The sequence below is a fragment of the Streptomyces sp. NPDC093109 genome, from assembly GCF_040701725.1.
In the GTDB taxonomy this organism is placed as follows: Bacteria; Actinomycetota; Actinomycetes; order Streptomycetales; family Streptomycetaceae; genus Streptomyces.
This window is the reverse complement of record NZ_JBFBEZ010000013.1, coordinates 147,864-172,713: the sequence shown is the minus strand read 5'-3', so window position 1 is coordinate 172,713 and position 24,850 is coordinate 147,864. Positions and strand designations below refer to the sequence as shown.

Below are 24,850 nucleotides of genomic sequence, written 5' to 3'. Positions count from 1 at the left end.
CCGGAAGGACCGGACGGCACGGGAGGACCGGACGGCACGGCCCGGCCCCCCGCCCACACGCTGACTCCGGCCCCGTCACCAGGTACTCTCATCGCGATATGAGCAGCGAGAACTCCTCCCAGAGCCCTGAGCAGCAGCTCCGCAAGCCGCGCGTGGCCGTCGTCTTCGGCGGACGTAGCTCCGAGCACGCCATTTCGGTGGTCACGGCCGGCGCCGTACTGCGGTCCATCGACCGTACGAAGTACGACGTCCTGCCCATCGGTATCACCACCGACGGCCGCTGGGCGCTCACCGCCGACGACCCGGAGCGCATGGCCATCGCCGACCGCCGGCTGCCGAGCGTCGAGCAGATCGCCGAGTCCACGGACGGCACGGTCGTGCTCTCCGCCGACCCCGGCAACCGCGAAGTCGTCTACAGCGAACCGGGCTCCGTGCCGAAGGCGCTCGGCGAGGTGGATGTCGTCTTCCCCGTACTGCACGGCCCGTACGGCGAGGACGGCACCCTCCAGGGGCTGCTGGAGCTCTCCGGCGTCCCGTACGTCGGCGCGGGCGTCCTGGCCTCGGCCGTCGGCCAGGACAAGGAGTACATGAAGCGGGTGTTCACCTCCTTCGGGCTGCCGGTCGGCCCGTACGTGGTGATCCGCCCCCGCGAGTGGGAGCAGCGCGCCGGGGACGCCGAGGGAGCCCCGGCCGCCGCCGTCCGCAAGAAGATCGTGGACTTCGCCGCCGAACACGGCTGGCCGCTCTTCGTGAAGCCCGCGCGCGCCGGTTCGTCCGTGGGCATCTCCAAGGTCGACGGGCTCGCGGGGCTGGACGAGGCGATCGCCGAGGCGCGCCGCCACGACCCCAAGATCCTGGTCGAGTCGCTGCTCCGCGGTCGCGAGATCGAGTGCGGTGTGCTGGAGTTCGAGGACGGCCCGCGCGCCAGCGTGCCCGCCGAGATCCCGCCCGTCACGGCCCACGACTTCTACGACTTCGAGGCCAAGTACATCGACTCCGCCGCCGGACTGGTCCCCGCGCCGCTCACCGCTCAGGAGACGGCCGAGGTACAGCGGCTGGCGGTGGCGGCGTTCGACGCGACCTCCTGCGAGGGACTGGTCCGCGCGGACTTCTTCCTCACCGAGGACGGCGAGTTCGTCATCAACGAGATCAACACGATGCCCGGCTTCACCCCGATCTCCATGTACCCGCGCATGTGGCAGGAGAGCGGCGTCGGCTACGCGGAGCTCATCGACACCCTCATCCAGGCGGCCCTGCGCCGCTCCACCGGACTGCGCTGAGGCCGGCCGGGGGCGGCACCGTCACACGCTGGACGGGATCGTCTTCGCGACGGACGCGGCCAGTTGGGCGAGGGGGGTGACGTCATGGGCGAAGCGGCTGTCCATCGTCACCTCGACATAGGGCTCGCGGTACGTGGCGGTGAAACGGGGCCCCGAGTCCCGTTCCTCCACCATCCAGTTGACCCCGTCCGCGTCCACGCCCTTCGCCTGCGGATCGTCCATCAGGGCAGGCCGGGGGACACCGCAGCGCAGCACGATCTCGCCGTCGCCCCAGCCGGCGGTCAGTTCGGAGTGCGGCTCGGGGTCGTTGCGGCCGAGGTCGGCGACGGTCTTCGGCAGCGCCTTGTACAGGGCCCGGCAGGCCGCGGCCTCCGCGGCGGGCGGGCTCGGAACCGGTACGGACGGCGCGCCGCCCGTACCGGAACAGCCCGCCGCCGCCCACAGCAGGGCGACGGCGGTCAGACGTACGGGAAGTCGGCCGGATAGCCTGCGGCGGGAACGTATCACCGGGCAAGCGTAGACGGCGGCCGGACAGGGGCGTCCAGCGCGTGCGGGTGGGTGAGGGAGCGGGCGGGAGCCATGGTGAGCGACGACAGCGCGACCCGGCCGGGGCCGGGGCGTCCGTACGCTCCGCGCGCCGCCGCCCGCCCGGTGCCCGGCGGTCTACAGATGGACGACCGGGCAGGTCAGGGTGCGGGTGATGCCCTCCACTTGCTGGATCCTGGCGACGACCATCCGCCCCAGATCATCGACGGTGTCGGCCTGTGCGCGCACGATCACGTCGTACGGGCCTGTGACGTCCTCGGCCTGGATCACTCCCGGAATCTTTGCGATGGTCTCGGCGACGGTCGTCGCCTTGCCCACCTCGGTCTGAATAAGGATGTACGCCTGTACCACGGAACCTCCAGGGCGGCCACGAGGATCATGTGGGGTGGAAAGAGACGCCACGGTATCGCGTCGTCACGGGCCGCGGGGAGACCCGCGGGGCCGGTGGCGCCCGACGGGTGGCGGACGGAGACGTACGTTGACGCGGCTCATGACGGTACCGACAGCAGCAGAGGACCGCGACCGCAGGCGCGGCAGACGAGGAGAGGGGAGTCTCGGTGAAGGGAACCGTGGGCGAGTTGGGGGAGTTCGGGCTCATCAGGGAACTCACGTCCCGGCTCACCACCACCCCGGCGGTCCGGCTCGGGCCGGGCGACGACGCCGCGGTCGTGGCCGCGCCCGACCGGAGGGTCGTGGCGAGTACGGATCTGCTGCTGGAGGGGCGGCACTTCCGGCGTGACTGGTCGACGGCGTACGACGTGGGCCGCAAGGCGGCGGCGCAGAACCTCGCCGACATCGCGGCGATGGGCGCCGTACCCACCGCGCTGCTGCTGGGGCTGGTCGTGCCGGCCGAACTGCCGGTCACCTGGCCCACCGAGCTGATGGACGGCATCCGTGACGAGTGCCAGGTCGCGGGCGCGGCGGTGGTCGGCGGCGATGTCGTCCGCGGTGACACGATCACCATCGCGATCACCGCGCTCGGCGATCTGCGCAACCACGAGCCGGTGGTCCGCTCCGGCGCGCGCGTCGGCGATGTCGTCGCGTACACCGGCTGGTTGGGCTGGTCGGCGGCCGGACACGCGGTGCTCTCGCGCGGTTTCCGCTCCCCCCGCGCCTTTGTCGAGGCGCACCGCAGACCGGAGCCGCCCTACCACGCGGGCCCCGCGGCGGCCGGGCTCGGCGCCACCGCGATGACCGACGTCAGCGACGGTCTCGTCGCCGACCTCGGGCACATCGCGGAGGCCAGCAAGGTGCGGATCGATCTGCGGTCGGGTCTGATCGACATCCCCTCGCAGATGAACGACATCGGCCAGGCCGTCGGGATCGATCCGCTCCAGTGGGTGCTGACCGGCGGCGAGGACCACGCGATCGTCGCCACGTTCCCGCCGGACGCGAAGCTGCCGGCGCGCTGGAAGGTGATCGGTGAGGTGCTCACCCCGTCGGCGCTGCCGCAGGTGACGGTCGACGGGGCGCCCTGGACCAGCAAGGGAGGCTGGGACCACTTCGGGGACCTGGACGAGGACCACTAGACCTCCGTCCGGGCGGGCGCCGGTGGATTCGGTGCTTGTAGATTCGGTGCCATGCCGATACCCGCGTCCGTCCCCGCACCCGCGCCGCCCCGTGTTCTCACCGTCGCCGGCTCCGACTCCGGCGGCGGTGCGGGTGTTCAGGCGGACCTGAAGACCATGCTGGCGCTCGGTGTGCACGGCATGAGCGTGATCACCGCCGTCACGGCGCAGAACTCGCTGGGGGTGCGCGGCGTCTGGGAACTGCCCGTGGAAGCGGTACGGGCCCAGTACCGCGCCGTCGTCGACGACATCGGCGTACAGGCCGTGAAGACCGGAATGCTCTCCTCCGCCGAACTGACCGCCGCCGTCGCCGAACTCCTCGCCGCGACCGGCGTCCCCGTGGTCGTCGACCCCGTCGGCGTCTCCAAGCACGGCGACGCGCTGCTGGCGTCCTCGGCGCTGGAGACCGTAAGGACGGCGCTGCTGCCCGTCGCGACCGTCGCCACCCCCAACCTCGACGAAGTGGCACAGCTCACGGGCGTACGGGTCGAGGACGAGAGGGATCTGCGGCGCGCGGCCGACGCCGTTCTCGCGTTCGGTCCGCGCTGGGCGCTGATCAAGGGCGGCCATCTGCCCGGGGACGCGGTGGATCTGCTCACCGACGGCACCGAGGAGCACTGGCTGCGGGCGCCGCGCCTCGACAACCGGCACACCCACGGCACGGGCTGTACCTACGCGTCCGCGATCGCCGCCGGGCTGGCCGGCGGGCAGGGCGTGGTGGAGGCGGTGACGGCGGCCAAGGAGTATGTGACGGGCGCGATCGCCCATGGCTTCGCGCTGGGCGGCGGCATCGGCCCGGTGGACCACGGCTGGCGTACGCGCTGAGCCCCGGACACGGGTACGACAGAAGCGGGTAGGCAAAAAGCGGGTACGGCAAAAAGCCGGCCCACCGAGGTGGACCGGCTTTTCAAGGCAACCGCAGGGGCTGCGCTACGACGCAGGCGTCAGCGCGAGACCTTGCCGGCCTTGATGCACGAGGTGCAGACGTTGAGCCGCTTCGGCGTCCGACCGACCACGGCACGCACGCGCTGGATGTTCGGGTTCCAGCGACGGGACGTACGGCGGTGCGAGTGGGAAATGCTGTTGCCGAAGCCCGGCCCCTTGCCGCAGACGTCGCAGTTGGCAGCCACGGGTCACTCCAAAGACTTCAGATGCTCGTACAGAGAAATCCGGCGTGGCTCGAATCAATGAACTGATGTGGCGTTGCCGGAGGGATCGGCCCGACTTTCATCGGGCAACCGAAGCAGCATACAACGCCCGCTTCGGTACAAGAAAACTACCACGGCCCCACTCGGCCCCGTTCCGCGCGGTGCTCCGCACGCCCGCCCGGGGCGGTGGGGGTTACCGGCGGCTACCCTGCGGTGGAGCCCGCATCATGGCCGCTCAAGGAGGTTCCCAGGTGCCGCAGACCCTCGATGCCGCAGCGGTACGGAGCTGGTGCTCGCTGGCGCTGGACGCGCTCGGCCGGGAGCGCGAGGAGATCGACGCGATCAACGTCTACCCGGTCGCGGACGGCGACACCGGCACCAATCTCTATCTGACCGTGGAGTCCGCGGCACAGGCGGTCGAGGCCGTGTTCGCCGCGTACGAGACAGGGACGGGCGGCGCGGCAGGACCCGCGCCGGGGGACGCCGTACGGGCCATGGCGCACGGCGCGCTGATCGGGGCCAGGGGCAACTCCGGCACGATCCTGGCGCAGCTGCTGCGCGGCATGGCCGAGGTGCTGGCGCGGGAGGAACCGGCGGACACGGCCGGCGGTGGCGGGGATCACCTCGCCGAGGCGCTGCGCCGGGCCGCCGAACTGGCCCGCGAGGCCGTCGCCCATCCCGTCGAGGGCACCATCCTCAGCGTCGCCTCGGCGGCGGCGGACGCGGCGGAGACAGCGGCGGCGGTGGCGGCACAGGCGGCCGGTGCCGGGGCCGGTGCTCCCGGCGGCGCCGTCGCCCGCGCCGCGCACGCCGGGGCGCGGGCCGCGCTCGACGCGACCCCCGGCCAACTGGCCGTCCTCGGCCGCGCGGGCGTCGTGGACGCGGGCGGCCGGGGCCTCCTCGCGGTCCTCGGCGCGCTCGTACGGGCGCTCACCGGAGTGGCGCCGGCCGCCTTCCCGGCGGGCCACCGGCGGCCCGGGGAACCCGTCGCCTGCACGGACACGGGGGGCGACGCCGGAACGGACGCCACCGGGCCCGCGTTCGAGGTGATCTATCTGCTGGAGGCGGACGACCACGCCGTGGCCCGCCTCCGTGAGCGGCTCGACGGACTCGGCGACTCCCTGGTGGTGGTCGGCGGCGACGGACTCTGGAACGTCCATGTGCACGTCGACGACGCGGGCGCCGCCGTCGAGGCCGGCGTCGAGGCGGGCCGCCCGTACCGCATCCGCATCACCCACTTCGGCCCCGCCCACTCGGGCCCCGCCCGCTCCGGCGCGACGGCAGGACCGCCCCCCGAGCAGGTCCAGCGGGCCGTCGTCGCGGTCGTCCCCGGCGAGGGACTCGCCGGGCTCTGCGCCGAGGCCGGCGCGACCACCGTCCTCGCACGCCCCGGCGAGCCGCCCGCCAGCGGTGAGCTGGTCGAGGCCATCCGGCGCGCCCACGCCCGCGAGGTGGTGCTGCTGCCCAACGACGCCGCGCTGCGCCACACCGCCGCAGCCGCGGCCGAACAGGCGCGCACCGAAGGCGTACGGGTCGCCCTCATCCCCACCCGGGCCGCCGTCCAGGGCATCGCCGCGCTCGCCGTGCACCAGCCGGACCGCCGCTTCGACGAGGACGTGGTCGCCATGACCACCGCCGCCGGAGCCACCCGCTATGCCGAACTGACCGTCGCCGAACGGCAGTCCTGGACCATGGCGGGCATCTGCCAGGCCGGGGACGTACTGGGGCTGATCGAGGGCGACGTGGCGGTGATCGGCGCCGACCTCGCCGGCACCGCAGAATCGGTCCTCGACCGGATGCTGGCGGCCGGCGGCGAACTCGTCACGCTGGTGCTCGGCGAGGACGTACCGGACACGCTGGCCGACCGGCTGGAGCGGTACGTACGGGAGGGCCATCTGGCCGTCGACACCGTCGTCTACCGGGGCGGCCGGCAGTCCGTACCGCTGCTCGTCGGGGTGGAGTAGCGTCGCGCCGCCCCGCTGTCGGTGGTGCCTGCGAAGATGGATCGCGTGTCCGCGCTGGATGAATCACTCAAGAAATCGCTCGGCCCCGCCACCGCGAAGGTGATGGCCGAACACCTCGGCCTGCACACGGTCGGCGATCTGCTCCACCACTACCCGCGCCGGTACGAGGAGCGCGGCCAGCTCACCAAGCTGGCCGAACTTCCGCTGGACGAGGACGTCACCGTGGTCGCGCAGGTCGCCGACTCCCGCGTGCTGACCTTCAACGGCGGACGCGGCAAGCGGCTGGAGATCACCCTCACCGACGGCAGCGGACGGCTCCAACTGGTCTTCTTCGGCAAGGGAATCCACAAGCCGCAGAAGGATCTGCCGCCCGGCAGCCGGGGCATGTTCGCCGGCAAGGTCTCCGTCTTCAACCGCAAGCTCCAGCTCGCGCACCCCACCTACGTCCCGCTGGGCGGGGACGGCGGGGAGGAGGCCGTCGACTCGTTCGCGGGCAGGCTGATCCCGATCTACCCCGCCTGCAAGGGCCTGGAGTCCTGGAAGATCACCAAAGCGGTCGACGCGGTCCTGCCCCGGGCCGCCGAGGCCGTGGACCCGCTGCCGCCCGCCCTGCGCGCCGGGCGCGGCTTCGTCCCACTGCCCGAGGCGCTCCTCAAGGTCCACCGGCCCGCCACCCGGGCGGACATCGAGGACGCCAGACAGCGGCTGAAGTGGGACGAGGCGTTCGTCCTCCAGGTCGCCCTCGCCCGCCGCCGGCACGCGGACGCGCAACTGCCCGCCGTGGCGCGCGAACCCGTGGCGGGCGGGGTGCTCGACGCCTTCGACGCCACGCTGCCGTTCACCCTCACCGACGGCCAGCGGAAGGTCACCGCCGAGATCTTCGCCGATCTCGCCACCGAACACCCCATGCACCGGCTGCTCCAGGGCGAGGTCGGCTCGGGCAAGACCCTGGTGGCGCTGCGCGCGATGCTCGCCGTGGTCGACGCGGGCGGCCAGGCCGCGATGCTCGCGCCCACCGAGGTGCTCGCCCAGCAGCACCACCGCTCCATCACGGAGATGATGGGCGAGCTGGCCCAGGGCGGGACGCTCGGCAGCGCGGAGAACGCGACCAAGGTCGTGCTGCTCACCGGCTCCATGGGCACGGCGGCGCGGCGGCAGGCGCTGCTCGACCTGGTCACCGGCGAGGCCGGGCTGGTCATCGGCACCCACGCGCTGATCGAGGACAAGGTGAAGTTCCACGATCTCGGGCTGGTCGTGGTGGACGAGCAGCACCGCTTCGGCGTGGAGCAGCGCGACGCGCTGCGCTCCAAGGGCAAGCAGCCGCCGCATCTGCTGGTCATGACGGCCACCCCCATTCCGCGTACGGTCGCGATGACGGTCTTCGGCGATCTGGAGACCTCCGTCCTGGACCAGCTCCCGGCCGGCCGTTCGCCGATCGCCACCCATGTCGTCCCGGCCGCGGACAAGCCGCACTTCCTGGCCCGAGCCTGGGAGCGGGTGCGCGAGGAGGTCGCCAAGGGCCATCAGGCGTATGTCGTCTGCCCCCGGATCGGCGACGACGAGTCCGACGAGGGGGAGAAGGGCGGCAAGAGCGGCAAGAGCGGGAAGAAGACCAAGCCCTCCCCGGAGGACGAGGCCGAGAAGCGCCCTCCGCTCGCGGTGGTCGAGATCGCCGGGCAGCTCATCGCCGGACCGCTGGCCGGGCTGCGCGTCGAGATCCTGCACGGCCGGATGCAGCCGGACGACAAGGACGCCGTGATGCGCCGCTTCGCCGCGGGCGAGGTGGACGTCCTCGTGGCGACCACGGTCATCGAGGTCGGCGTGAACGTGCCGAACGCCACCGCCATGGTGATCATGGACGCCGACCGGTTCGGCGTCTCCCAGCTGCACCAGCTGCGCGGCCGGGTCGGCCGCGGCTCGGCCCCCGGCCTCTGTCTGCTGGTCTCCGAGATGCCGGAGGCGAGCCCGGCCAGGGCCCGGCTCGGCGCGGTCGCCGCCACGCTCGACGGCTTCGAGCTGTCCCGTATCGACCTCGAACAGCGCCGCGAGGGCGATGTGCTCGGCCAGGCCCAGTCCGGGGCGCGCTCCAGCCTGCGGATGCTCGCCGTCATCGAGGACGAGGAGATCATCGCCGCCGCCCGCGAGGAGGCGACCGCGGTGGTGGCGGCGGACCCGGAGCTGACGGACAGCCCGGAGCTGCGTACGGCGCTGGACGCGCTCCTCGACGCGGAGCGGGAGCGCTATCTCGACAAGGGCTGACGTCCCCGTTCCGTACCCACGCCATATCGTGGGGGCAGCACCCGTACCCGTACCCACCCGTACCCGCGGCTGCCCGTAGCCGCCCACGAACCGAGGACCGACACCCATGACCCGCGTGATCGCCGGTGCCGCCGGCGGACGCCGTCTCGCCGTACCGCCGGGGACCGGCACCCGCCCCACCTCCGACCGTGCGCGCGAAGGCCTCTTCTCCAGCTGGGAGTCGCTCCTCGGCACCCTGGAGGGCGTCCGGATCGCCGACCTGTACGCGGGCTCCGGCGCCGTCGGGCTCGAAGCGCTCTCGCGCGGCGCCACGCACGCCCTGCTCGTGGAGGCCGACGCCCGGGCCGCCCGCACCGTACGGGACAACGCCAGGACCGTCGGACTGCCCGGCGCGGAGGTCAGGACCGGCAAGGCCGCGCAGATCGTCGCGGGACCCGTCCCGGAGATCCCGTACGACCTGGTCTTCCTCGATCCCCCGTACGCCGTCGGCGATGACGATCTTCGGGAGATCCTCCTCACACTCCGCACCAAGGGGTGGCTCACCGACGCCGCTGTCGTCACCGTGGAACGCAGCACCAGGAACGGGGAATTCGGCTGGCCCGACGGATTCGAGCCACTGCGTTCCCGTCGCTACGGCGAGGGGACGCTTTGGTACGGTCGCGCCGCCACTCTGTGCGAAGACGCACGATGACCGGACCGGAGAGCGAGGGAAATCAGTTGCGCCGCGCAGTCTGTCCGGGGTCCTTCGACCCCATCACCAATGGCCACCTCGACATCATCGCCCGCGCCTCCAAGCTGTACGACGTCGTACATGTCGCGGTGATGATCAACCAGTCCAAGCAAGGGCTCTTCACGATCGAGGAACGGATCGAGCTGATCCGCGGGGTCACCGCCGAGTTCGGCAACGTCGAGGTCGAGTCCTTCCACGGACTGCTCGTCGACTTCTGCAAGCAGCGCGACATCCCGGCCATCGTCAAGGGCCTGCGCGCCGTCAGCGACTTCGACTACGAGCTCCAGATGGCCCAGATGAACATCGGGCTCTCGGGCGTCGAGACCCTGTTCATCCCCACCAACCCCACCTACAGCTTCCTCTCCTCCTCCCTGGTCAAAGAGGTCGCGACCTGGGGCGGCGACGTCTCCCATCTGCTGCCCCCGAGCGTCCAGGCCGCGGTCATGGAGCGCCTCGGGCAGAACGGACCCCGCTGAGGGGCCGTCACCGGGTGTCGGCGGGGCGCGAACTGGCCGTACAGTCGTGATGTCCGTCTCCATACCAGCTGAGAGAGTGGCGAGCACCCGGTGGACGTGCAGAAGAAGCTCGACGAGATCGTCGACACGGTGGGAAACGCCCGTTCCATGCCCATGTCGGCCTCCTGCGTGGTGAACCGCGCCGAGCTGCTCGCGCTGCTCGAAGAGGTACGGGAGGCGCTCCCCGACTCGCTGGCCGAGGCGCGGGAGCTGATCGGCGGCCATGAGCAGATGGCCGAGCAGGCCCGCCAGGAGGCCGAACGGATCATCGAGGGCGCGCACGCCCAGCGCTCCACACTGATCTCCGACACCGCGGTGGCCCGGCAGTCCCAGGAGGAGGCCGACCGCATCCTCGCGGAGGCCCGCAGGGACGCCGAGGAGATCCGCGCGGAGGCCGACGACTACGTCGACTCCAAGCTCGCCAACTTCGAGGTCGTCCTCACCAAGACCATCGGATCCGTCGACCGGGGCCGCGAGAAGCTCCTCGGCCGCGCCCCCGGCGGCGGCGAGGACGACGACGCCCCCGAGTACAGCGCCGACCCGGCGACCCTGATCCAGCGGGCCGACGAGTACGTCGACGCCAAGATCGGCGCCTTCGAGGCCGTGCTCTCCAAGACCCTGGAGGCGGTCGGCCGCGGCCGGCAGAAGCTCCAGGGCCGGATCGCCACGGACGAGCTGGGCGCGCACATGGCGGCCCAGGACGCGGCGGGCCCGCAGGGCCGTACCAGCGACGCGGACTTCCTCGCGGACCTCGCGGGGACGCCCCGGGAGTCCCTCCAGTCGCCCGTGGCACCGCCGGCGCCCGCGGAGACGGCCCCGGCGCCGTACGCCGACCCCGCGTACCCCGGGACACCGCCCCAGACACAGCCGCAGTACGCCGACGCCGGCTACCAGGACCCCGCCTACGCCACGGCGGCCGACCCCGGCTACTCCGGCTATCCGCAGCAGGACGCGTACGGCTACCCGCAGCAGGACCCGTACCCGTACCAGCAGCAGGACGCGTACGGACAGGTCCCCGGGCAGCTCGCCGAGCAGAACCAGGGCTACGACCCGAACTACGGCTGGCAGCAGTCCGGCGCCCAGCCGCCGATGCCCGCGGCGCTCCCCGCGCTCCCCGCCCTGCCCTCCGGCGCACCGTCGTCCGGCGATGCGGGCAGCGGGCTCGACGAGACCAGTTTCTTCGACACCAGCATGATCGACATCGATCAGCTGCGCCGGTACGAACAGGGTCTCTGAGCCGTCGGACCTGCCCCGGACCTGCCCCGGATTGGGCCTATGGCGGCCGGTCCAGTACTCTGGTTCTTCGGCCGCGTGTATGCCCGCGGCTCAGGCTGCCCGCTTCGCTTTCGCGACGGTGGCGGCCCCTCTCACGATCCGAAAGCGGGAACAAGCCCTGAACGCGCGCCTCGACCACCTCAACCCCCTCGTGTTCGACACGCACGAGCTGGGGCGGCGTCCTGGTGCGCTCCGTAAGCTGACCCGCTCGGCGCCGGCCCCCAAGGATCTCGGCATCGCGGGGGTCATCGGGGTGCCCGAGGGCGCTCCCGTGGAGCTGGACCTCCGGCTCGAATCCGTCATGGAGGGGGTGCTCGTCACGGGCACCGCCCGTGCGACGGCCGAGGGGGAGTGCGTAAGGTGTCTGGAGCCGCTCGGCGAGGAAGTGGCCGCGGACTTCCAGGAGATGTTCTCGTACCCAGAAACCGATGGCCGGGGCCGCGCCGTGCGCGCGGAATCGGCCGACGATGCCGAGGGCGAGGACGAGGACAGGTTCTTCATCGAAGACAGCCTGTTCGACCTCGAACCCGTGCTGCGTGACGCGGTGGTGCTCGCACTGCCGATGCAGCCGGTGTGCCGGGAGACCTGTGCCGGCCTGTGTTCCACATGTGGGATCAGGCTGGACGAGAACCCGGACCACCACCACGACGCCGTCGACATCCGTTGGGCGGCACTGCAGGGACTCGCCGACACCGTCAAGGACGGCGAGAAGGACAACATGGGCGGCGCCGAAGCGGGCGTCGACGAGAAGCAGGAGAAGTAGCCGTGGCTGTTCCGAAGCGGAAGATGTCGCGCAGCAACACGCGCCACCGCCGGTCGCAGTGGAAGGCTGCGGTCCCCAACCTGGTTTCGTGTGAGCGTTGCCAGGAGCCGAAGCTCCAGCACATCGCGTGCCCGAGCTGCGGCACGTACAACAAGCGCCAGGTCCTCGAGGTCTGAGCGGCTGGTGAGAGGCTCAATGTCTGAACTGTCCCATGCCAAGAAGCAGACAGACAATGTCAGCACAGCCTCGTCCCACACGCTTCTGGAAGGGCGGCTCGGGTATCAGCTCGAGACCGCCCTTCTGGTGCGTGCGCTGACCCATCGTTCGTTCGCGTACGAGAACGGCGGTCTGCCCACCAACGAGCGGCTCGAATTCCTCGGGGATTCGGTGCTCGGCCTGGTGGTCACGGACACGCTGTACCGGATCCACCCGGATCTGCCCGAAGGCCAGCTGGCCAAATTGCGGGCAGCCGTGGTCAATTCGCGTGCGCTGGCGGAAGTGGGCCGCGGCCTCGAACTCGGCTCCTTCATCCGGCTCGGCCGGGGCGAAGAGGGTACGGGTGGCCGGGACAAGGCGTCCATTCTCGCCGACACCCTTGAAGCGGTGATCGGCGCTGTCTATCTCGACCAGGGCCTCGACGCGGCGTCCGAGCTGGTTCACCGGCTCTTCGACCCGCTGATCGACAGGTCCTCCAACCTCGGGGCCGGCCTGGACTGGAAGACCAGTCTCCAGGAGCTCACCGCGGCGGAAGGGCTCGGCGTACCCGAGTACCTCGTCACGGAGACCGGGCCCGATCACGAGAAGACCTTCACAGCTGCCGCCCGCGTCGGTGGTGTCTCGTACGGCACCGGCACCGGCCGCAGCAAGAAGGAAGCGGAGCAGCAGGCGGCGGAATCCGCCTGGCGGTCCATCCGGGCCGCGGCGGACCAGCGGAAATCCGCTGCCGCCGCCGCGAAAGCGGAATCCGCGGAATCCGCGGAGTCCGCAGAGTCCGCGGAATCCGCGGATGTTCCGGACGCGGAGTCGGCCGAAGCTCCGGTCGCGGATGCTCCGGAGACGGCGGATCCGGACCGGCCCCCGGCCGATCCGGTCTAGCCCCGGGCTCCGCACCGTTCCACCGGTTCGTCCGGTACGCCCCTCACGCCCTCCCGGCGCGAGGGGCGTTCCGTTCTCCGTACGCGCCCACCACCTGGAGGAGTTTCCCGTGCCCGAGCTGCCCGAGGTCGAAGTCGTCCGGCGCGGACTGGAACGCTGGGTCGCCGGCCGGACCGTCGCCGGGACGGAGGTGCTGCATCCGCGTGCGGTACGGCGCCACCCCGCCGGGGGCGAGGACTTCGCGGCCCGCCTCCAGGGGCGGACCATCGTCGCCGCCCGCAGGCGCGGCAAGTATCTGTGGCTGCCGCTCGGATCCGAGGGGGAGAGCGACCCGGCCGACGCGGACGCCTCGATCCTGGGCCATCTCGGGATGAGCGGTCAGCTCCTGGTCCAGCCGGAGTCCGCGCCCGACGAGAAGCATCTGCGGATCCGGATCCGCTTCACCGACAGCCTCGACACCGAGCTGCGCTTTGTCGACCAGCGCACCTTCGGCGGACTCTCGCTGCACGACAACACCCCCGACGGGCTGCCGGACGTCATCGCGCACATCGCCCGCGACCCGCTGGACCCCGCGTTCGACGACGCGGCCTTCCTCGCCGCGCTGAAGCTCCGCCGTACGACGGTCAAGCGCGCCCTGCTCGACCAGTCCCTGATCAGCGGCGTGGGAAACATCTACGCCGACGAGGCGCTCTGGCGCGCCAGGCTCCACTACGAGCGCCCCACGGCGACGCTGCCCCGGCCGCGCGCGGCCGAGCTGCTCGGGCATGTACGGGACGTGATGAACGCGGCGCTCGACGCGGGCGGCACCAGTTTCGACAGTTTGTACGTCAATGTGAATGGCCAGTCGGGGTACTTCGACCGGTCGCTCGACGCGTACGGACGCGAGGACGAGGCGTGCCACCGCTGCGGGACCCCGATCCGGCGGCGGCCGTGGATGAACCGGTCCAGCTACTTCTGTCCGCGCTGTCAGCGGGCGCCGCGCGCCGCGTCGTAACGCTCCCGGGCGGTGAGCACCTCGGGCATCCGCCCCTCGACCAGCTCGATCAGAGCGGTCAGCCGCGCGGCGACCTCCTGCCCCAGCGGGGTCAGCTCGTAGTCCACGCGCGGTGGATTGACGGGCTGCGCCTCGCGGTGCACGAGTCCGTCCCGTTCCAGCGCGTGCAGCGTCTGGGAGAGCATTTTCTCGCTCACGCCGTCCACGCGACGGCGCAGTTCGTTGAAGCGCAGCCGGCTTCCGGAGAGGGCGCCGAGCGTCAGGGAGCCCCAGCGGCCCGTCACATGCTCCAGCGTGGGGCGCGAGGGACACCGCCGGGAGAAGACGTCGAACGCGAGCGCGCCGTCGTCGGGAAGGGGACTGTCCATATCGGTCACCTTACAACCGAAAAGCGCCACCCAGAAGGTGGCGCTTTCCTTACGTTAGTGAGTCCGGGGCTCAGAAGCCGAAGTTCTGGGTCCACCACGGACCGCCCGAACCGGTGGCCACTCCGACCCCGAGCCGCGTGTAGTCGCAGTTCAGTATGTTCGCGCGGTGGCCCTCGCTGTTCATCCAGGAGTCCATCACCGCCTGGGCGGTGGCCTGCCCCCGGGCTATGTTCTCGCCCGCGAGGCTCTTGACACCCGCCTTGTCGGCCCGGTCCCAGGGAGTGTTGCCGTCCGGGTCGGTGTGGTCGAAGAAGCCGCGCTTCGCCATGTCCTCGCTGAACGCCTGCGCCAGCGCGTCCAGACTCGCGTCGGCGCGGAGGGCTGCGCAGCCGACCTTCGCCCGCTCCTGGTTGACCAGGGTAAGGACGGCCGCGACGGTGGAGTCCGGCGCGGGCGCGATACCGGCGCGGTCATCGGTGGCGGTCTCGGTCGCCGGAGCCGTGGCGGCGGAGGTCTCCGTACCGGACCCCGGGTCGGCGGCGGAGCCCGCGCCCGAGCCCGAGCCGGCCGTCGCGCCGAAGCTCGGCGTGCCCTGGGCCGTCCGCTTCTTGACCGGAGCGTCGGCCTCCGCGGATTCCTTCGAAGGGGTGGCGCTCGGCTTCTTGGAAGGAGCGGCCGACGCCGCGGGCTTCTTCGTACGGTCGGCGGCGGCGCCGGCCGAGTCCGTCGCGCCGGGCGTCGGCGTGGCGGACGAACCGCCCTGCTGCTGAAGCTCGGGCGCGATGTCGCTGCGGATCTGCTCGCCCGTGGCACCGCCGCCGCTGACGGTGAACTGGCCACCGCCGGGCAGCAGGCCCGAGGCGACCGCGACCGCGCCGACCGCCATAGCCGCCGAGGCTCCGAGCAGCCCGGTCCTGACGGGCTTGGAGACCCGCCCCTTCCGGCGTGCGCCGCCGCCGCGTCCGGCCGCGGTCGCGCCGTCCCCGTGCGAGCCCCTGGTGGGGGCCGGGTCGGAGACGGCGGGCGCGCCGGGGGCTGCTGAGCGTCCGTGGCGTCCCATCTGCTGTGCCTTCCCCATGCTCTCGACGACAACGTGACTCACCCATACGAGTGAGGCTCATTGCGACCGGACTGTACGGCATGGCTGGTGGGGGCGCCGGGGTCGGTGAGCAATTGGCTGATTGGCTTACGGGCATGGATGAAGAGGTAAACGAAGAGGTACGTCTTACCGCCTGGGTGCGCGGACGGGTGCAGGGAGTCGGCTTCCGTTGGTTCACCAGGGCCAACGCGCTGGAGATCGGGGGGCTCACCGGATTCGCCCTCAATCTCGACGACGGCCGTGTGCAGGTGGTTGCCGAGGGATCGCGTGAGAATTGCCACCGCCTGCTGGCGTGGCTCCGCTCCGCCGACACACCCGGGCGGGTATCCGGAGTCACTGAGATCTGGGACACCCCGCGCGGCGGGTACGAGAGCTTCGCGATCCGCTGATCCGCCCACCGTCCGGCCAGGGGGCGCGGGGGCGTGGAGCTCCATGATTGCCGCTGACATATGCGCAGGTCGGCGATGACCTGGTGGTTGCCAGAAATGGCCGGTTGTGCCAGGCTGCCCGGTCAACGACGATCTCCGCGCCCCCGGGCCCCCGCGAGAGAGCCGGCGCCGCCCCCGGGGCGGCCCCGCGCCCCCGGCCGCCCATCGGTACAGGCTGTGATCGTGTTGACCGTCAAACTTTTTGGTGAGACTCTGGAATCCCCGCGCACCTCAGCTGTTTGGCAGTAAGAACCACCGTGAAGAACAAGCGCAGAACAAGCGCTGTCAGACACCGCGGGTGCGATTTCCCTCACGACCCACACCGCATTCGGTCGGTCACTCATTGTGGAGGACCATTCATCATGGCAAAGGCGCTTCTCGGTTATGTCGGCGGCTCCGACCCGCGACTCCTCGCCGAGATGCGACGGCTTCAGCAGCGCGTCCAGGACCTCGAATCCGAACTCGTACGGATCCAGTCCGAGAACGACGTGCTGAATGCGGCTGTCGCACAGCACCCCGGAGAGTCGCTGCTCAACGGCATCGACATTGACGTACCCCAGGCGGAGCCCGCGCTCACCTGACGTCAGCCCCTGTCGGGGCCGGGTGAGAGACACTCTCGCAAGATATGCAAGGGACGCTTCGGCGTCCCTTCTTTCTTTCCATCTCCCGCTGTGCGAAACGGTGTTGGCGGTGACGCTGCTTTCTTAACGTCTGATGTGCCCTGCGCGTTCCGCGGTGAAACCGCCGAAGGCCGATCAGCGCCGGGTAGAGTCCGGCGGCGTGCACCTCAAGGCCATGACCCTGCGCGGGTTCAAATCCTTCGCCTCCGCCACGACACTGCGCTTCGAGCCGGGTATCACCTGCGTGGTGGGCCCGAACGGGTCCGGCAAGTCGAATGTCGTGGACGCGCTCTCCTGGGTCATGGGAGAACAGGGCGCGAAGTCGCTGCGCGGCGGGAAAATGGAAGACGTGATCTTCGCCGGCACGACCGGCAGACCACCGCTGGGCCGGGCCGAGGTCTCCCTCACCATCGACAACTCCGACGGTGCCCTGCCGATCGACTATGCCGAAGTCACCATTACCCGGATCATGTTCCGCAACGGCGGCAGTGAATACCAGCTCAATGGCGATACCTGCCGGTTGCTCGATATCCAGGATCTGCTCTCCGACTCCGGCATCGGACGCGAGATGCATGTGATCGTCGGGCAGGGCCGGCTCGACTCCGTACTGCACGCCGACTCCATGGGGCGTCGCGGCCTCATCGAAGAGGCCGCGGGCGTACTGAAACACCGCAAGCGGAAAGAGAAGGCGCTGCGGAAGCTGGAGGCGATGAAGGCGAATCTCGCGCGCGTGCAGGATCTCACCGACGAACTCCGCCGTCAGCTCAAACCGCTCGGACGGCAGGCCGCGGTGGCCCGGCGCGCGGCCGTCATTCAGGCGGATCTACGGGACGCGCGGCTGAGGCTCCTCGCGGACGATCTGGTGACGCTGCGTGACGCGCTGCGTACGGAAATCGCGGACGAGGCGGAGCTGAAGCGCCGCAAGGAGGACGCCGCGCGCCGGCTCGGCGCGGCGCTTGCGCGGGAGACGGAGCTGGAGGACGAGGCACGGCGGCTCGCGCCCCGGCTCCAGCGCGCCCGGGGGACCTGGTACGAGCTCTCCCAGCTGGCCGAGCGGGTACGCGGCACGATCTCGCTGGCCGACGCCCGGGTGACCAGCGCGACCGCCGTGGCCCCGGAGGAGCCCCGGGGCAGGGACCCCGAGGACCTGGAGCGCGAGGCGGCCCGGATCCGCGAACAGGAGGCGGAGCTGACGGCCGCACTGGAGGCGGCGGAGCACGCCCGCGACGACACCGTCGCGCACCGCACCGAGCTGGAGCGCCGACTCGCGGCCGAGGAGCGCCGGCTGAGGGACGCCGCCCGCGCCCTCGCCGACCGGCGCGAGGGGCTCGCCCGGCTCGCGGGACAGGTCACCGCCGCCCGCGGCCGGGCCGCCGCCGCGCGGGCCGAGATCGGCAGGCTGGCCGCCGCCCGCGACGGAGCGGCGTCCCGCTCGGCGGCTGCGCGGGCCGAGTACGAGCAGCTCAGGGCCGAGGTGGCGGGCCTGGACGCCGACGACGAGGAGCTGGCCGAACGGTACGCGGCGGCCCGGCGCGCCCTCGCTGAAGCGGAGGCCGCTCTGACGGCCGCGCGCGACGCCACCACCGCGGCCGACCGCGAACGCGCCGCCCTCGCCGCCCGCCACGACGCGCTCGCCCTCGGCCTGCGCCGCAAGGACGGCACGGGCGCCCTGCTCGCCGCGCACGACCGGCTCACCGGCCTCCTCGGACCGGCCGCCGAACTCCTCGACGTCACCCCCGGGTACGAGATCCCCGTGGCCGCCGCGCTGGGCGCCGCCGCGGACGCGCTCGCCGTCACCACGCCCTCGGCGGCGGCCGACGCGCTCCGCCTGCTGCGCGCCGAGGACGCGGGCCGCGCGGCCCTGCTGGTGGGCGGAGCCCAGGCGGCACCCGCTCCGGCGGGCGTTCCCGGCCAGGCGGGGGAGACCGGCGAGCAGGCGCGCGACCGTACGCGTGCCGACGTGCCGGGACCTGCCGTGCCGCCGGGCGCCGGCTCCGTACCGCCGCCCGGCGATCCGGCGGCACCGGCACCGGCACCGGCACCGGCAGCGGCGGCGGCAGCGGGTCTGCCCGGGCAGGCGGTCGCCTCGCGGGACGCCGGATCCCGCTCCGTCCTGTGCGCCGGGACGGCCGGGCCCCGGGTCGCCGATCTGGTGCGCGGGCCCGCCGCGCTGCTGGAGTCCGTGGCGCGGCTGGTCAGGGACATGGTGGTCGTCGCGACGCTGGAGGACGCCGAGCGACTGGTGGCCGCGCGGCCCGGCGTGATCGCGGTGACCGGCGACGGGGACGTGCTCGGCGCGCACTTCGCGCACGGGGGCTCCGCCGGGGCGCCGAGCCTGCTGGAGGTACGGGCCTCCGTGGACGAGGCGGCCGGCGCGCTGGCGGAGCTGGCCGTACGGTGCGACGGACTCGCCGGGGACCAGCGGGCGGCGGCCGGGCGGCGGGACGAGTGTGCCGCGCTCGTGGAGGAGCTGGCGGAGCGGCGCAGGGACGCCGACCGGGCGAAGTCCGCCGTCTCCGGGCGGCTCGGGCGGCTGTCCGGGCAGGCCGGGGGAGCCGAGGGCGAGGCCGAACGGACGGCCGCCGCCGTCGCCGGGGCGCAGGAAGCGCTGGAGCGCGCCACCGCCGAGGCCGAGGAGCTGGCCGAACGGCTGCTGGTCGCCGAGGAGTCCGCCCCCGCCGGGTACGGGGACGGGGGCGGGGACGGTGAGCCCGACACCTCGGCGCGGGACCGGCTCGCCGCCGACGGCGCCAACGCCCGGCAGACCGAGATGGAGGCGCGGCTCCAGGTCCGTACGCACGAGGAGCGCGTGAAAGGCCTCGCGGGCCGGGCCGACGGCCTCGACCGGGCGGCCCGCGCCGAGCGCGATGCGCGGGCCCGCGCGGAGCGGCGCCGGGCCCGGCTGCGCCACGAGGCGGAGGTGGCCGCCGCCGTCGCGGCCGGCGCCCGGCAGCTGCTGGCGCACGTGGAGGCGTCCGTCGTACGCGCCGAGGCCGACCGGGCCGCCGCCGAGGAGGCCGGGGCGCTCCGCGAACAGGAGCTGGCCGCCGAGCGGAACCGGGGCCGTGACCTGAAGGCCGAGCTGGACCGGCTCACCGACTCCGTCCACCGGGGCGAGGTGCTCGGCGCCGAGAAGCGGTTGCGGATCGAGCAGTTGGAGGCGAAGGCGCTGGACGAACTCGGCGTGGAGCCCGCCGGGCTGATCGCCGAGTACGGGCCTGACCAGCCCGTACCGCCGTCGTCGCCGGACAGCGCCGAGCAGCGGCCGGACGCGGGGGAGGAGCCGTCGGACGGGGAGGAGGATCCGGCTGACGGGGATACGCACCCGGCCGGGACGCCCGTCCCGTATGTGCGGGCCGAGCAGGAGAAGCGGCTGCGCGCCGCCGAACGGGCGTATCAGCGGCTCGGGAAGGTGAATCCGCTGGCGCTGGAGGAGTTCGCGGCGCTGGAGGAGCGGCATCGGTTCCTCTCCGAGCAGCTCGCCGATCTGAGGAAGACCAGGACCGATCTGCTGGAGGTGATCAGAAACGTCGACGAGCGGATCGAGCAGGTCTTCACCGCGGCGTTCCGGGACACCGCCGCGCAGTTCGAGCGTGTCTTCGCGCGGCTCTTCCCGGGCGGCGAGGGCCGGCTGATCCTGACCGATCCGGCGGACATGCTCACCACGGGGGTGGAGGTCGAGGCCAGGCCGCCGGGGAAGAAGGTCAAGCGGCTCTCCCTGCTCTCCGGCGGTGAACGGTCCCTGACAGCCGTGGCGCTGCTGGTGTCGATCTTCAAGGCGAGGCCCAGCCCGTTCTATGTGATGGACGAGGTCGAGGCGGCGCTCGACGACACCAATCTCCAGCGGCTGATCCTGCTCATGCGCGAGCTGCGGGAGAGCTCCCAGCTGATCGTGATCACGCATCAGAAACGCACGATGGAGGTCGCGGACGCGCTCTACGGGGTGTCCATGCAGGGCGACGGGGTCTCGAAGGTCGTCAGCCAGCGTCTGCGCTGATGCCGTCCCTTGCTGATCCGCCCCTCGGTGATCCGTCCCTCTTCACCTGCTGTCTTCATGTTTTGAACATTTAGTTCACGGGTGCCAGGGGACCAAACCCCCTTTACCGCAGCATTGCCGAGGAGCCCCTGGAGTAATGCTTCATAGGTTGAAGGATTACGCTCGTTCGTGTTGCTTTTGCCTTCAAGTGGTGCCTGACGACAAGTTATGACCCACTGGAAGGGCTCGCCGACCCCACGCCCGGCAACGCAGCCGGGCGGCTCCAGGAGTACACGTGACCAGCACAGCGCAGGTTCCGCCGCCCAGCGGCCGAGCGGCTCAGCCCGAGCACATCGGGCACATCATCTTCATCACGGCGGCAGCCGCGATGGGCGGCTTCCTCTTCGGCTACGACAGCTCGGTCATCAACGGCGCCGTCGAGGCCATCCGCGACCGGTACGACATCGGCTCCGCCGCCCTCGCGCAGGTCATCGCCATCGCCCTGATCGGCTGCGCGATCGGCGCCGCCACGGCCGGCCGGATCGCCGACCGTATCGGCCGCATCCGCTGCATGCAGATCTCCGCCGGCCTCTTCACCATCAGCGCCGTCGGATCCGCGCTGCCCTTCGACATCTACGACCTCGCGTTCTGGCGCGTCATCGGCGGCTTCGCGATCGGCATGGCGTCGGTGATCGGCCCGGCGTACATCGCCGAGGTCTCCCCGGCGGCGTACCGCGGCCGGCTCGGCTCCTTCCAGCAGGCCGCGATCGTGATCGGTATCGCCATCTCCCAGCTGGTGAACTACGGCATCCTCCAGCTCGCCGACGGCGACCAGCGCGGCAGGATCGCCGGTCTTGAGGCCTGGCAGTGGATGCTCGGTGTGATGGTCGTCCCGGCGCTGCTGTACGGCCTGCTCTCCTTCGCGATCCCCGAGTCCCCGCGCTTCCTGATCTCGGTGGGCCGGGTGGACCGCGCCAAGGAGGTGCTCGCCGAGGTCGAGAGCGAGGGCGTCGACCTGGACGCCCGGGTCGCCGAGATCGAGCACGCGATGCACCGCGAGCACAAGTCGACCTTCAAGGACCTGATGGGCAGCCGGTTCGGCTTCCTGCCCATCGTCTGGATCGGCATCGGCCTCTCCGTCTTCCAGCAACTCGTCGGCATCAATGTCGCCTTCTACTACTCGGCGACGCTCTGGCAGTCGGTCGGTATCGATCCGTCCGGCTCGTTCTTCTATTCGTTCACGACGTCGATCGTGAACATCATCGGCACGGTGATCGCGATGGTCCTGGTCGACCGGGTCGGCCGTAAGCCGCTCGCGCTGACCGGTTCCATCGGAATGGCGGTCGCGCTCGCCTTTGAAGCGTGGGCGTTCTCGGCGAAACTCGTGGACGGCAAGCTGCCGAACACCGAGGGGACCGTCGCGCTCGTCGCGGCCCATGTGTTCGTGCTGTTCTTCGCGCTGTCCTGGGGCGTCATCGTCTGGGTCTTCCTCGGCGAGATGTTCCCCAACCGGATCCGCGCCGCCGCGCTCGGTGTCGCCGCCTCGGCGCAGTGGATCGCCAACTGGGCCATCACCGCGAGTTTCCCGAGCCTGGCCGACTGGAATCTCTCCGGTACGTACGTGATCTACGCCTGCTTCGCCACCCTCTCCATCCCGTTCGTGGTCCTGTTCGTAAAGGAGACGAAGGGCAAGACACTGGAAGAGATGGGATAACCGCGGGACGGTTCCGTGGCTGATACTGAGTGGGTTATGGAAACCGTCATCCTTGTTGTAGTCATCGCCCTGGTCGCCATCGGCGCCATCGGCGGGCTCGTGGTCGGCAGCCGCAAGAAGAAGCTGCCGCCCTCGGCGCCGTCGAGCACACCGACCATCACCGCTCCGCCCGCCGAGCCGCACGTCGGTGACGAGGCGGAGACCCCGCGCGACGAACCGCGCCGCACGATCGAGGAGGTCGGCCTACCGGACTCCGGCGGCGCGCCGGTCGCCGTCGAGGAACCGGTCCTGGGCGCACCGCCCACGATCGAGATCCCAGAACCGTCCGCCGGCCGGCTGGTCCGGCTGCGCGCGCGGCTCGCCCGTTCGCAGAACGCCCTCGGCAAGGGGCTGCTCACGCTGCTCTCCAGGGAGCACCTGGACGACGAGACGTGGGAGGAGATCGAGGACACCCTGCTGGCCGCCGACGTCGGCGTCGCGCCGACCCACGAGCTGGTGGAGCGGCTGCGCGAGCGGGTAAGGGTGCTCGGCACGCGTACCCCGCAGGAGCTGCGCACGCTGCTGCGGGAGGAGCTCGTCCTGCTGCTCGACCCGGAGTCGGACCGCGTGGTCAAGACCGAGAGCGGGCTGGACACCCCGGCCGTCGTGATGGTCGTCGGGGTCAACGGCACCGGCAAGACCACGACGACCGGCAAGCTGGCGCGGGTGCTGGTCGCGGACGGGCGCTCGGTCGTGCTCGGCGCGGCGGACACCTTCCGAGCCGCCGCCGCTGACCAGCTCCAGACCTGGGGCGAGCGGGTCGGCGCCCGTACCGTACGCGGTCCCGAGGGCGGTGACCCGGCGTCCGTGGCGTTCGACGCGGTCAAGGAGGGCATCGCGGAGGGCGCGGACGTCGTCCTCATCGACACGGCGGGCCGGCTGCACACCAAGACCGGTCTGATGGACGAGCTGGGCAAGGTCAAGCGGGTCGTGGAGAAGCACGGCCCGCTGGACGAGGTGCTGCTCGTGCTGGACGCCACCACCGGGCAGAACGGGCTGGTGCAGGCGCGGGTGTTCGCGGAGGTCGTGGACATCACCGGCATCGTGCTGACCAAGCTGGACGGTACGGCCAAGGGCGGCATCGTGATCGCGGTCCAGCGGGAGCTGGGCGTGCCGGTGAAGCTGGTGGGGCTGGGGGAGGGGCCGGACGATCTGGCTCCGTTCGAGCCCGAGGCGTTTGTGGACGCGCTGATCGGCGACTGACGTCACGACGTGCTGACGTCGGGGACGGACCACGGTGCGGGGTTACGGGCGGAGGCGGCCCGTAACCCCGCACCCGTATCCCGATCCCGCCGATTCCGCCGATTCCGCCGTGCCCGCCGATCCCGACGTGCCCGGTCCGTTCCGAAGGCCGCCCGCGCACGCCCCGCCCCGTACACGTCCCGGTGTCACCCCGGGGCGAAGCGGTGGCAGAGGTACGCCAGGGTGCCGAGCAGCAGCCGGGCCTGCGGCGGGGCCGCCGCCGTGTCCAGGGACGGCGGCCGGAGCCAGCGCACCGGGCCGAGGCCGGCCGGCCGGGTCGGCGGCGCCGCGACATGGGCGCCGGGCCCCAGCGCGTGCAGATCGAGGCCGGCGTCGTCCCAGCCCATCCGGTAGAGCAGCGCCGGGAGTTCCGCGGCGGCGCCCGGCGCGACGAAGAACTGCGCCCGCCCGGCCGGGGTCACCGTCACCGGCCCCACGGGGAGCCCCATCCGCTCCAGCCGCACCAGCGCGCGGCTGCCGGCCGGTTCGGCGACATCGATGACGTCGAAGCCCCGGCCCACCGGGAGCAGGACGGACGCGCCGGGCACCGCGGACCACGCCCTGGTGATCTCGGCGAGCGTCGAGCCCGCCGGGATCTCGCCCCGGCCCTGCGGATGCGCGCCGGGCTCGGGGCAGGCCGGGTCGCCGCAGGAGCACCGCCCGTCCGGTGCCCGGGCGCCGGGGACGACGTCCCAGCCCCAGAGCCCCGTGTACTCCGCCACCTCGATGCACTCCGCGGCGCGCCCGCGGCGGCGCGAGCCGGACCGCATCTCCCGGATCTCCCGGATACCGCCGATCGTGAAACCCATGCCCCCTCCAACGGGTGAACTCGCCGGTGGTTACGTGTCGCAGTCTGCCTGTTACTCTGCGTCGCCTCCGGGGTGATCGGGGCGGCGCAAAGAAGCATTCAGGGGTGTGCGAAGTGAATTACGCGCCCCGGCGTGCGACGTTTTGGCCGTTCCCTGACCGTGACGTGTCAAGTCAATCGCGCTCTGACGTGCACGAGTTCATTCGAAGGGGTGGCGAATGGTGGCGATTCTGTGAGCACCCTCGCCGAAGGGGTGATCGTAGGATTACTTTCGGTACACGGGCTCGGGGGATAACGGTCCTGTGGGTATGCCAAAGGCAACTCGGTTTCCTGTTCGAAGGGGTGCATCCTCCGGACACAGAGCCATCACTCACGGCATTCTGATACCGGTCCGCACGGCGAGAGCCGTGACGCGACAA

General features: G+C 71.7%; 23 protein-coding genes. 17 read left to right on the top strand and 6 right to left on the bottom strand.

Annotation, left to right across the window (positions count from 1 at the left end):
• Positions 1-98 precede the first annotated feature (98 nt).
• Complete coding sequence (locus AB0389_RS15520; RefSeq protein WP_366395898.1) at positions 99-1,280, top strand: D-alanine--D-alanine ligase family protein; 1,182 nt, start codon at positions 99-101, stop codon at positions 1,278-1,280.
• Positions 1,281-1,301: 21 nt separating this feature from the next.
• Here the strand turns inward: AB0389_RS15520 and AB0389_RS15515 are convergent, their stop codons facing one another.
• Complete coding sequence (locus tag AB0389_RS15515; protein WP_366395897.1) at positions 1,302-1,787, bottom strand: DUF3515 domain-containing protein; 486 nt, start codon at positions 1,785-1,787, stop codon at positions 1,302-1,304.
• 156 nt (positions 1,788-1,943) lie between these two features.
• The gene (locus tag AB0389_RS15510) at positions 1,944-2,177 is read right to left on the bottom strand and encodes an Lrp/AsnC ligand binding domain-containing protein (RefSeq protein ID WP_366395896.1); all 234 of its coding nucleotides are present in this window, start codon (positions 2,175-2,177) and stop codon (positions 1,944-1,946) included.
• Between the two features lie 206 nt (positions 2,178-2,383).
• On the opposite strand from AB0389_RS15510, the gene AB0389_RS15505 reads away from it, so the two are divergent.
• Together AB0389_RS15505 and thiD are read left to right on the top strand one after the other, a co-directional pair.
• A complete protein-coding gene (locus tag AB0389_RS15505; RefSeq protein WP_366395895.1) occupies positions 2,384-3,355 on the top strand; it encodes a thiamine-phosphate kinase in 972 nt (323 codons plus the stop codon).
• A 51-nt stretch (positions 3,356-3,406) separates the two neighbouring features.
• Positions 3,407-4,219 carry a bifunctional hydroxymethylpyrimidine kinase/phosphomethylpyrimidine kinase gene (gene thiD / locus AB0389_RS15500; RefSeq protein ID WP_366395894.1) on the top strand — a complete coding sequence of 271 codons (813 nt, stop codon included), beginning with the start codon at positions 3,407-3,409 and terminating at the stop codon, positions 4,217-4,219.
• A 119-nt stretch (positions 4,220-4,338) separates the two neighbouring features.
• On the opposite strand, the gene rpmB is transcribed toward thiD, so the two are convergent.
• Positions 4,339-4,524, bottom strand: coding sequence for a 50S ribosomal protein L28 (rpmB, locus tag AB0389_RS15495; protein WP_078877327.1), 186 nt, complete (start codon positions 4,522-4,524; stop codon positions 4,339-4,341).
• Between the two features lie 245 nt (positions 4,525-4,769).
• On the opposite strand from rpmB, the gene AB0389_RS15490 reads away from it, so the two are divergent.
• From AB0389_RS15490 to mutM, 9 genes are all read left to right on the top strand, one after another.
• Positions 4,770-6,506, top strand: coding sequence for a DAK2 domain-containing protein (locus AB0389_RS15490; protein WP_366395893.1), 1,737 nt, complete (start codon positions 4,770-4,772; stop codon positions 6,504-6,506).
• Positions 6,507-6,542: 36 nt separating this feature from the next.
• Complete coding sequence (recG, locus tag AB0389_RS15485) at positions 6,543-8,765, top strand: ATP-dependent DNA helicase RecG (protein ID WP_366395892.1); 2,223 nt, start codon at positions 6,543-6,545, stop codon at positions 8,763-8,765.
• Positions 8,766-8,871: 106 nt separating this feature from the next.
• Positions 8,872-9,456, top strand: a complete 585-nt coding sequence (rsmD, locus tag AB0389_RS15480) for a 16S rRNA (guanine(966)-N(2))-methyltransferase RsmD (RefSeq protein ID WP_366395891.1) — start codon at positions 8,872-8,874, stop codon at positions 9,454-9,456.
• Positions 9,457-9,482: 26 nt separating this feature from the next.
• A complete protein-coding gene (gene coaD, locus AB0389_RS15475; protein WP_366395920.1) occupies positions 9,483-9,971 on the top strand; it encodes a pantetheine-phosphate adenylyltransferase in 489 nt (162 codons plus the stop codon).
• Between the two features lie 90 nt (positions 9,972-10,061).
• Positions 10,062-11,246, top strand: a complete 1,185-nt coding sequence (locus tag AB0389_RS15470; protein ID WP_366395890.1) for an ATP synthase F0 subunit B — start codon at positions 10,062-10,064, stop codon at positions 11,244-11,246.
• A 157-nt stretch (positions 11,247-11,403) separates the two neighbouring features.
• Entirely contained in the window at positions 11,404-12,048 is a 645-nt protein-coding gene (locus AB0389_RS15465) for a DUF177 domain-containing protein (protein WP_366395919.1), read from the top strand.
• Positions 12,049-12,050: 2 nt separating this feature from the next.
• Positions 12,051-12,224 (top strand): 50S ribosomal protein L32, encoded by a 174-nt coding sequence (rpmF, locus tag AB0389_RS15460; RefSeq protein WP_053675094.1) that lies wholly within the window; start codon positions 12,051-12,053, stop codon positions 12,222-12,224.
• Positions 12,225-12,243: 19 nt separating this feature from the next.
• Positions 12,244-13,143 carry a ribonuclease III gene (rnc, locus tag AB0389_RS15455; protein ID WP_366395889.1) on the top strand — a complete coding sequence of 300 codons (900 nt, stop codon included), beginning with the start codon at positions 12,244-12,246 and terminating at the stop codon, positions 13,141-13,143.
• A 109-nt stretch (positions 13,144-13,252) separates the two neighbouring features.
• On the top strand, positions 13,253-14,137 hold the full coding sequence (gene mutM / locus AB0389_RS15450) for a bifunctional DNA-formamidopyrimidine glycosylase/DNA-(apurinic or apyrimidinic site) lyase (RefSeq protein WP_366395888.1): 885 nt from the start codon (positions 13,253-13,255) through the stop codon (positions 14,135-14,137).
• On the opposite strand, the gene AB0389_RS15445 is transcribed toward mutM, so the two are convergent.
• Both AB0389_RS15445 and AB0389_RS15440 read right to left on the bottom strand, forming a co-directional pair.
• Positions 14,110-14,505 (bottom strand): helix-turn-helix domain-containing protein, encoded by a 396-nt coding sequence (locus AB0389_RS15445; RefSeq protein ID WP_366395887.1) that lies wholly within the window; start codon positions 14,503-14,505, stop codon positions 14,110-14,112. The genes mutM and AB0389_RS15445 overlap by 28 nt on opposite strands.
• 70 nt (positions 14,506-14,575) lie before the next feature.
• Positions 14,576-15,607 (bottom strand): CAP domain-containing protein, encoded by a 1,032-nt coding sequence (locus AB0389_RS15440; RefSeq protein ID WP_366395886.1) that lies wholly within the window; start codon positions 15,605-15,607, stop codon positions 14,576-14,578.
• Positions 15,608-15,699: 92 nt separating this feature from the next.
• Here AB0389_RS15440 and AB0389_RS15435 point away from each other — a divergent pair, with 92 nt between their 5' ends.
• The 5 genes from AB0389_RS15435 (at position 15,700) to ftsY (ending at position 23,584) form a co-directional block, all read left to right on the top strand.
• The gene (locus AB0389_RS15435; RefSeq protein ID WP_366395885.1) at positions 15,700-15,993 is read left to right on the top strand and encodes an acylphosphatase; all 294 of its coding nucleotides are present in this window, start codon (positions 15,700-15,702) and stop codon (positions 15,991-15,993) included.
• 401 nt (positions 15,994-16,394) lie between these two features.
• On the top strand, positions 16,395-16,613 hold the full coding sequence (locus AB0389_RS15430) for a hypothetical protein (RefSeq protein ID WP_030351764.1): 219 nt from the start codon (positions 16,395-16,397) through the stop codon (positions 16,611-16,613).
• Positions 16,614-16,812: 199 nt separating this feature from the next.
• On the top strand, positions 16,813-20,649 hold the full coding sequence (locus tag AB0389_RS15425; RefSeq protein ID WP_366395884.1) for an AAA family ATPase: 3,837 nt from the start codon (positions 16,813-16,815) through the stop codon (positions 20,647-20,649).
• A 274-nt stretch (positions 20,650-20,923) separates the two neighbouring features.
• Positions 20,924-22,342: a sugar porter family MFS transporter gene (locus AB0389_RS15420; protein WP_366395883.1), complete on the top strand. Its 1,419-nt coding sequence runs from the start codon at positions 20,924-20,926 to the stop codon at positions 22,340-22,342.
• Between the two features lie 36 nt (positions 22,343-22,378).
• The gene (gene ftsY, locus AB0389_RS15415) at positions 22,379-23,584 is read left to right on the top strand and encodes a signal recognition particle-docking protein FtsY (RefSeq protein ID WP_366395882.1); all 1,206 of its coding nucleotides are present in this window, start codon (positions 22,379-22,381) and stop codon (positions 23,582-23,584) included.
• Between the two features lie 185 nt (positions 23,585-23,769).
• Here ftsY and AB0389_RS15410 read toward each other — a convergent pair whose 3' ends face one another.
• A complete protein-coding gene (locus AB0389_RS15410; protein ID WP_366395881.1) occupies positions 23,770-24,432 on the bottom strand; it encodes a bifunctional DNA primase/polymerase in 663 nt (220 codons plus the stop codon).
• Positions 24,433-24,850: the final 418 nt, after the last annotated feature.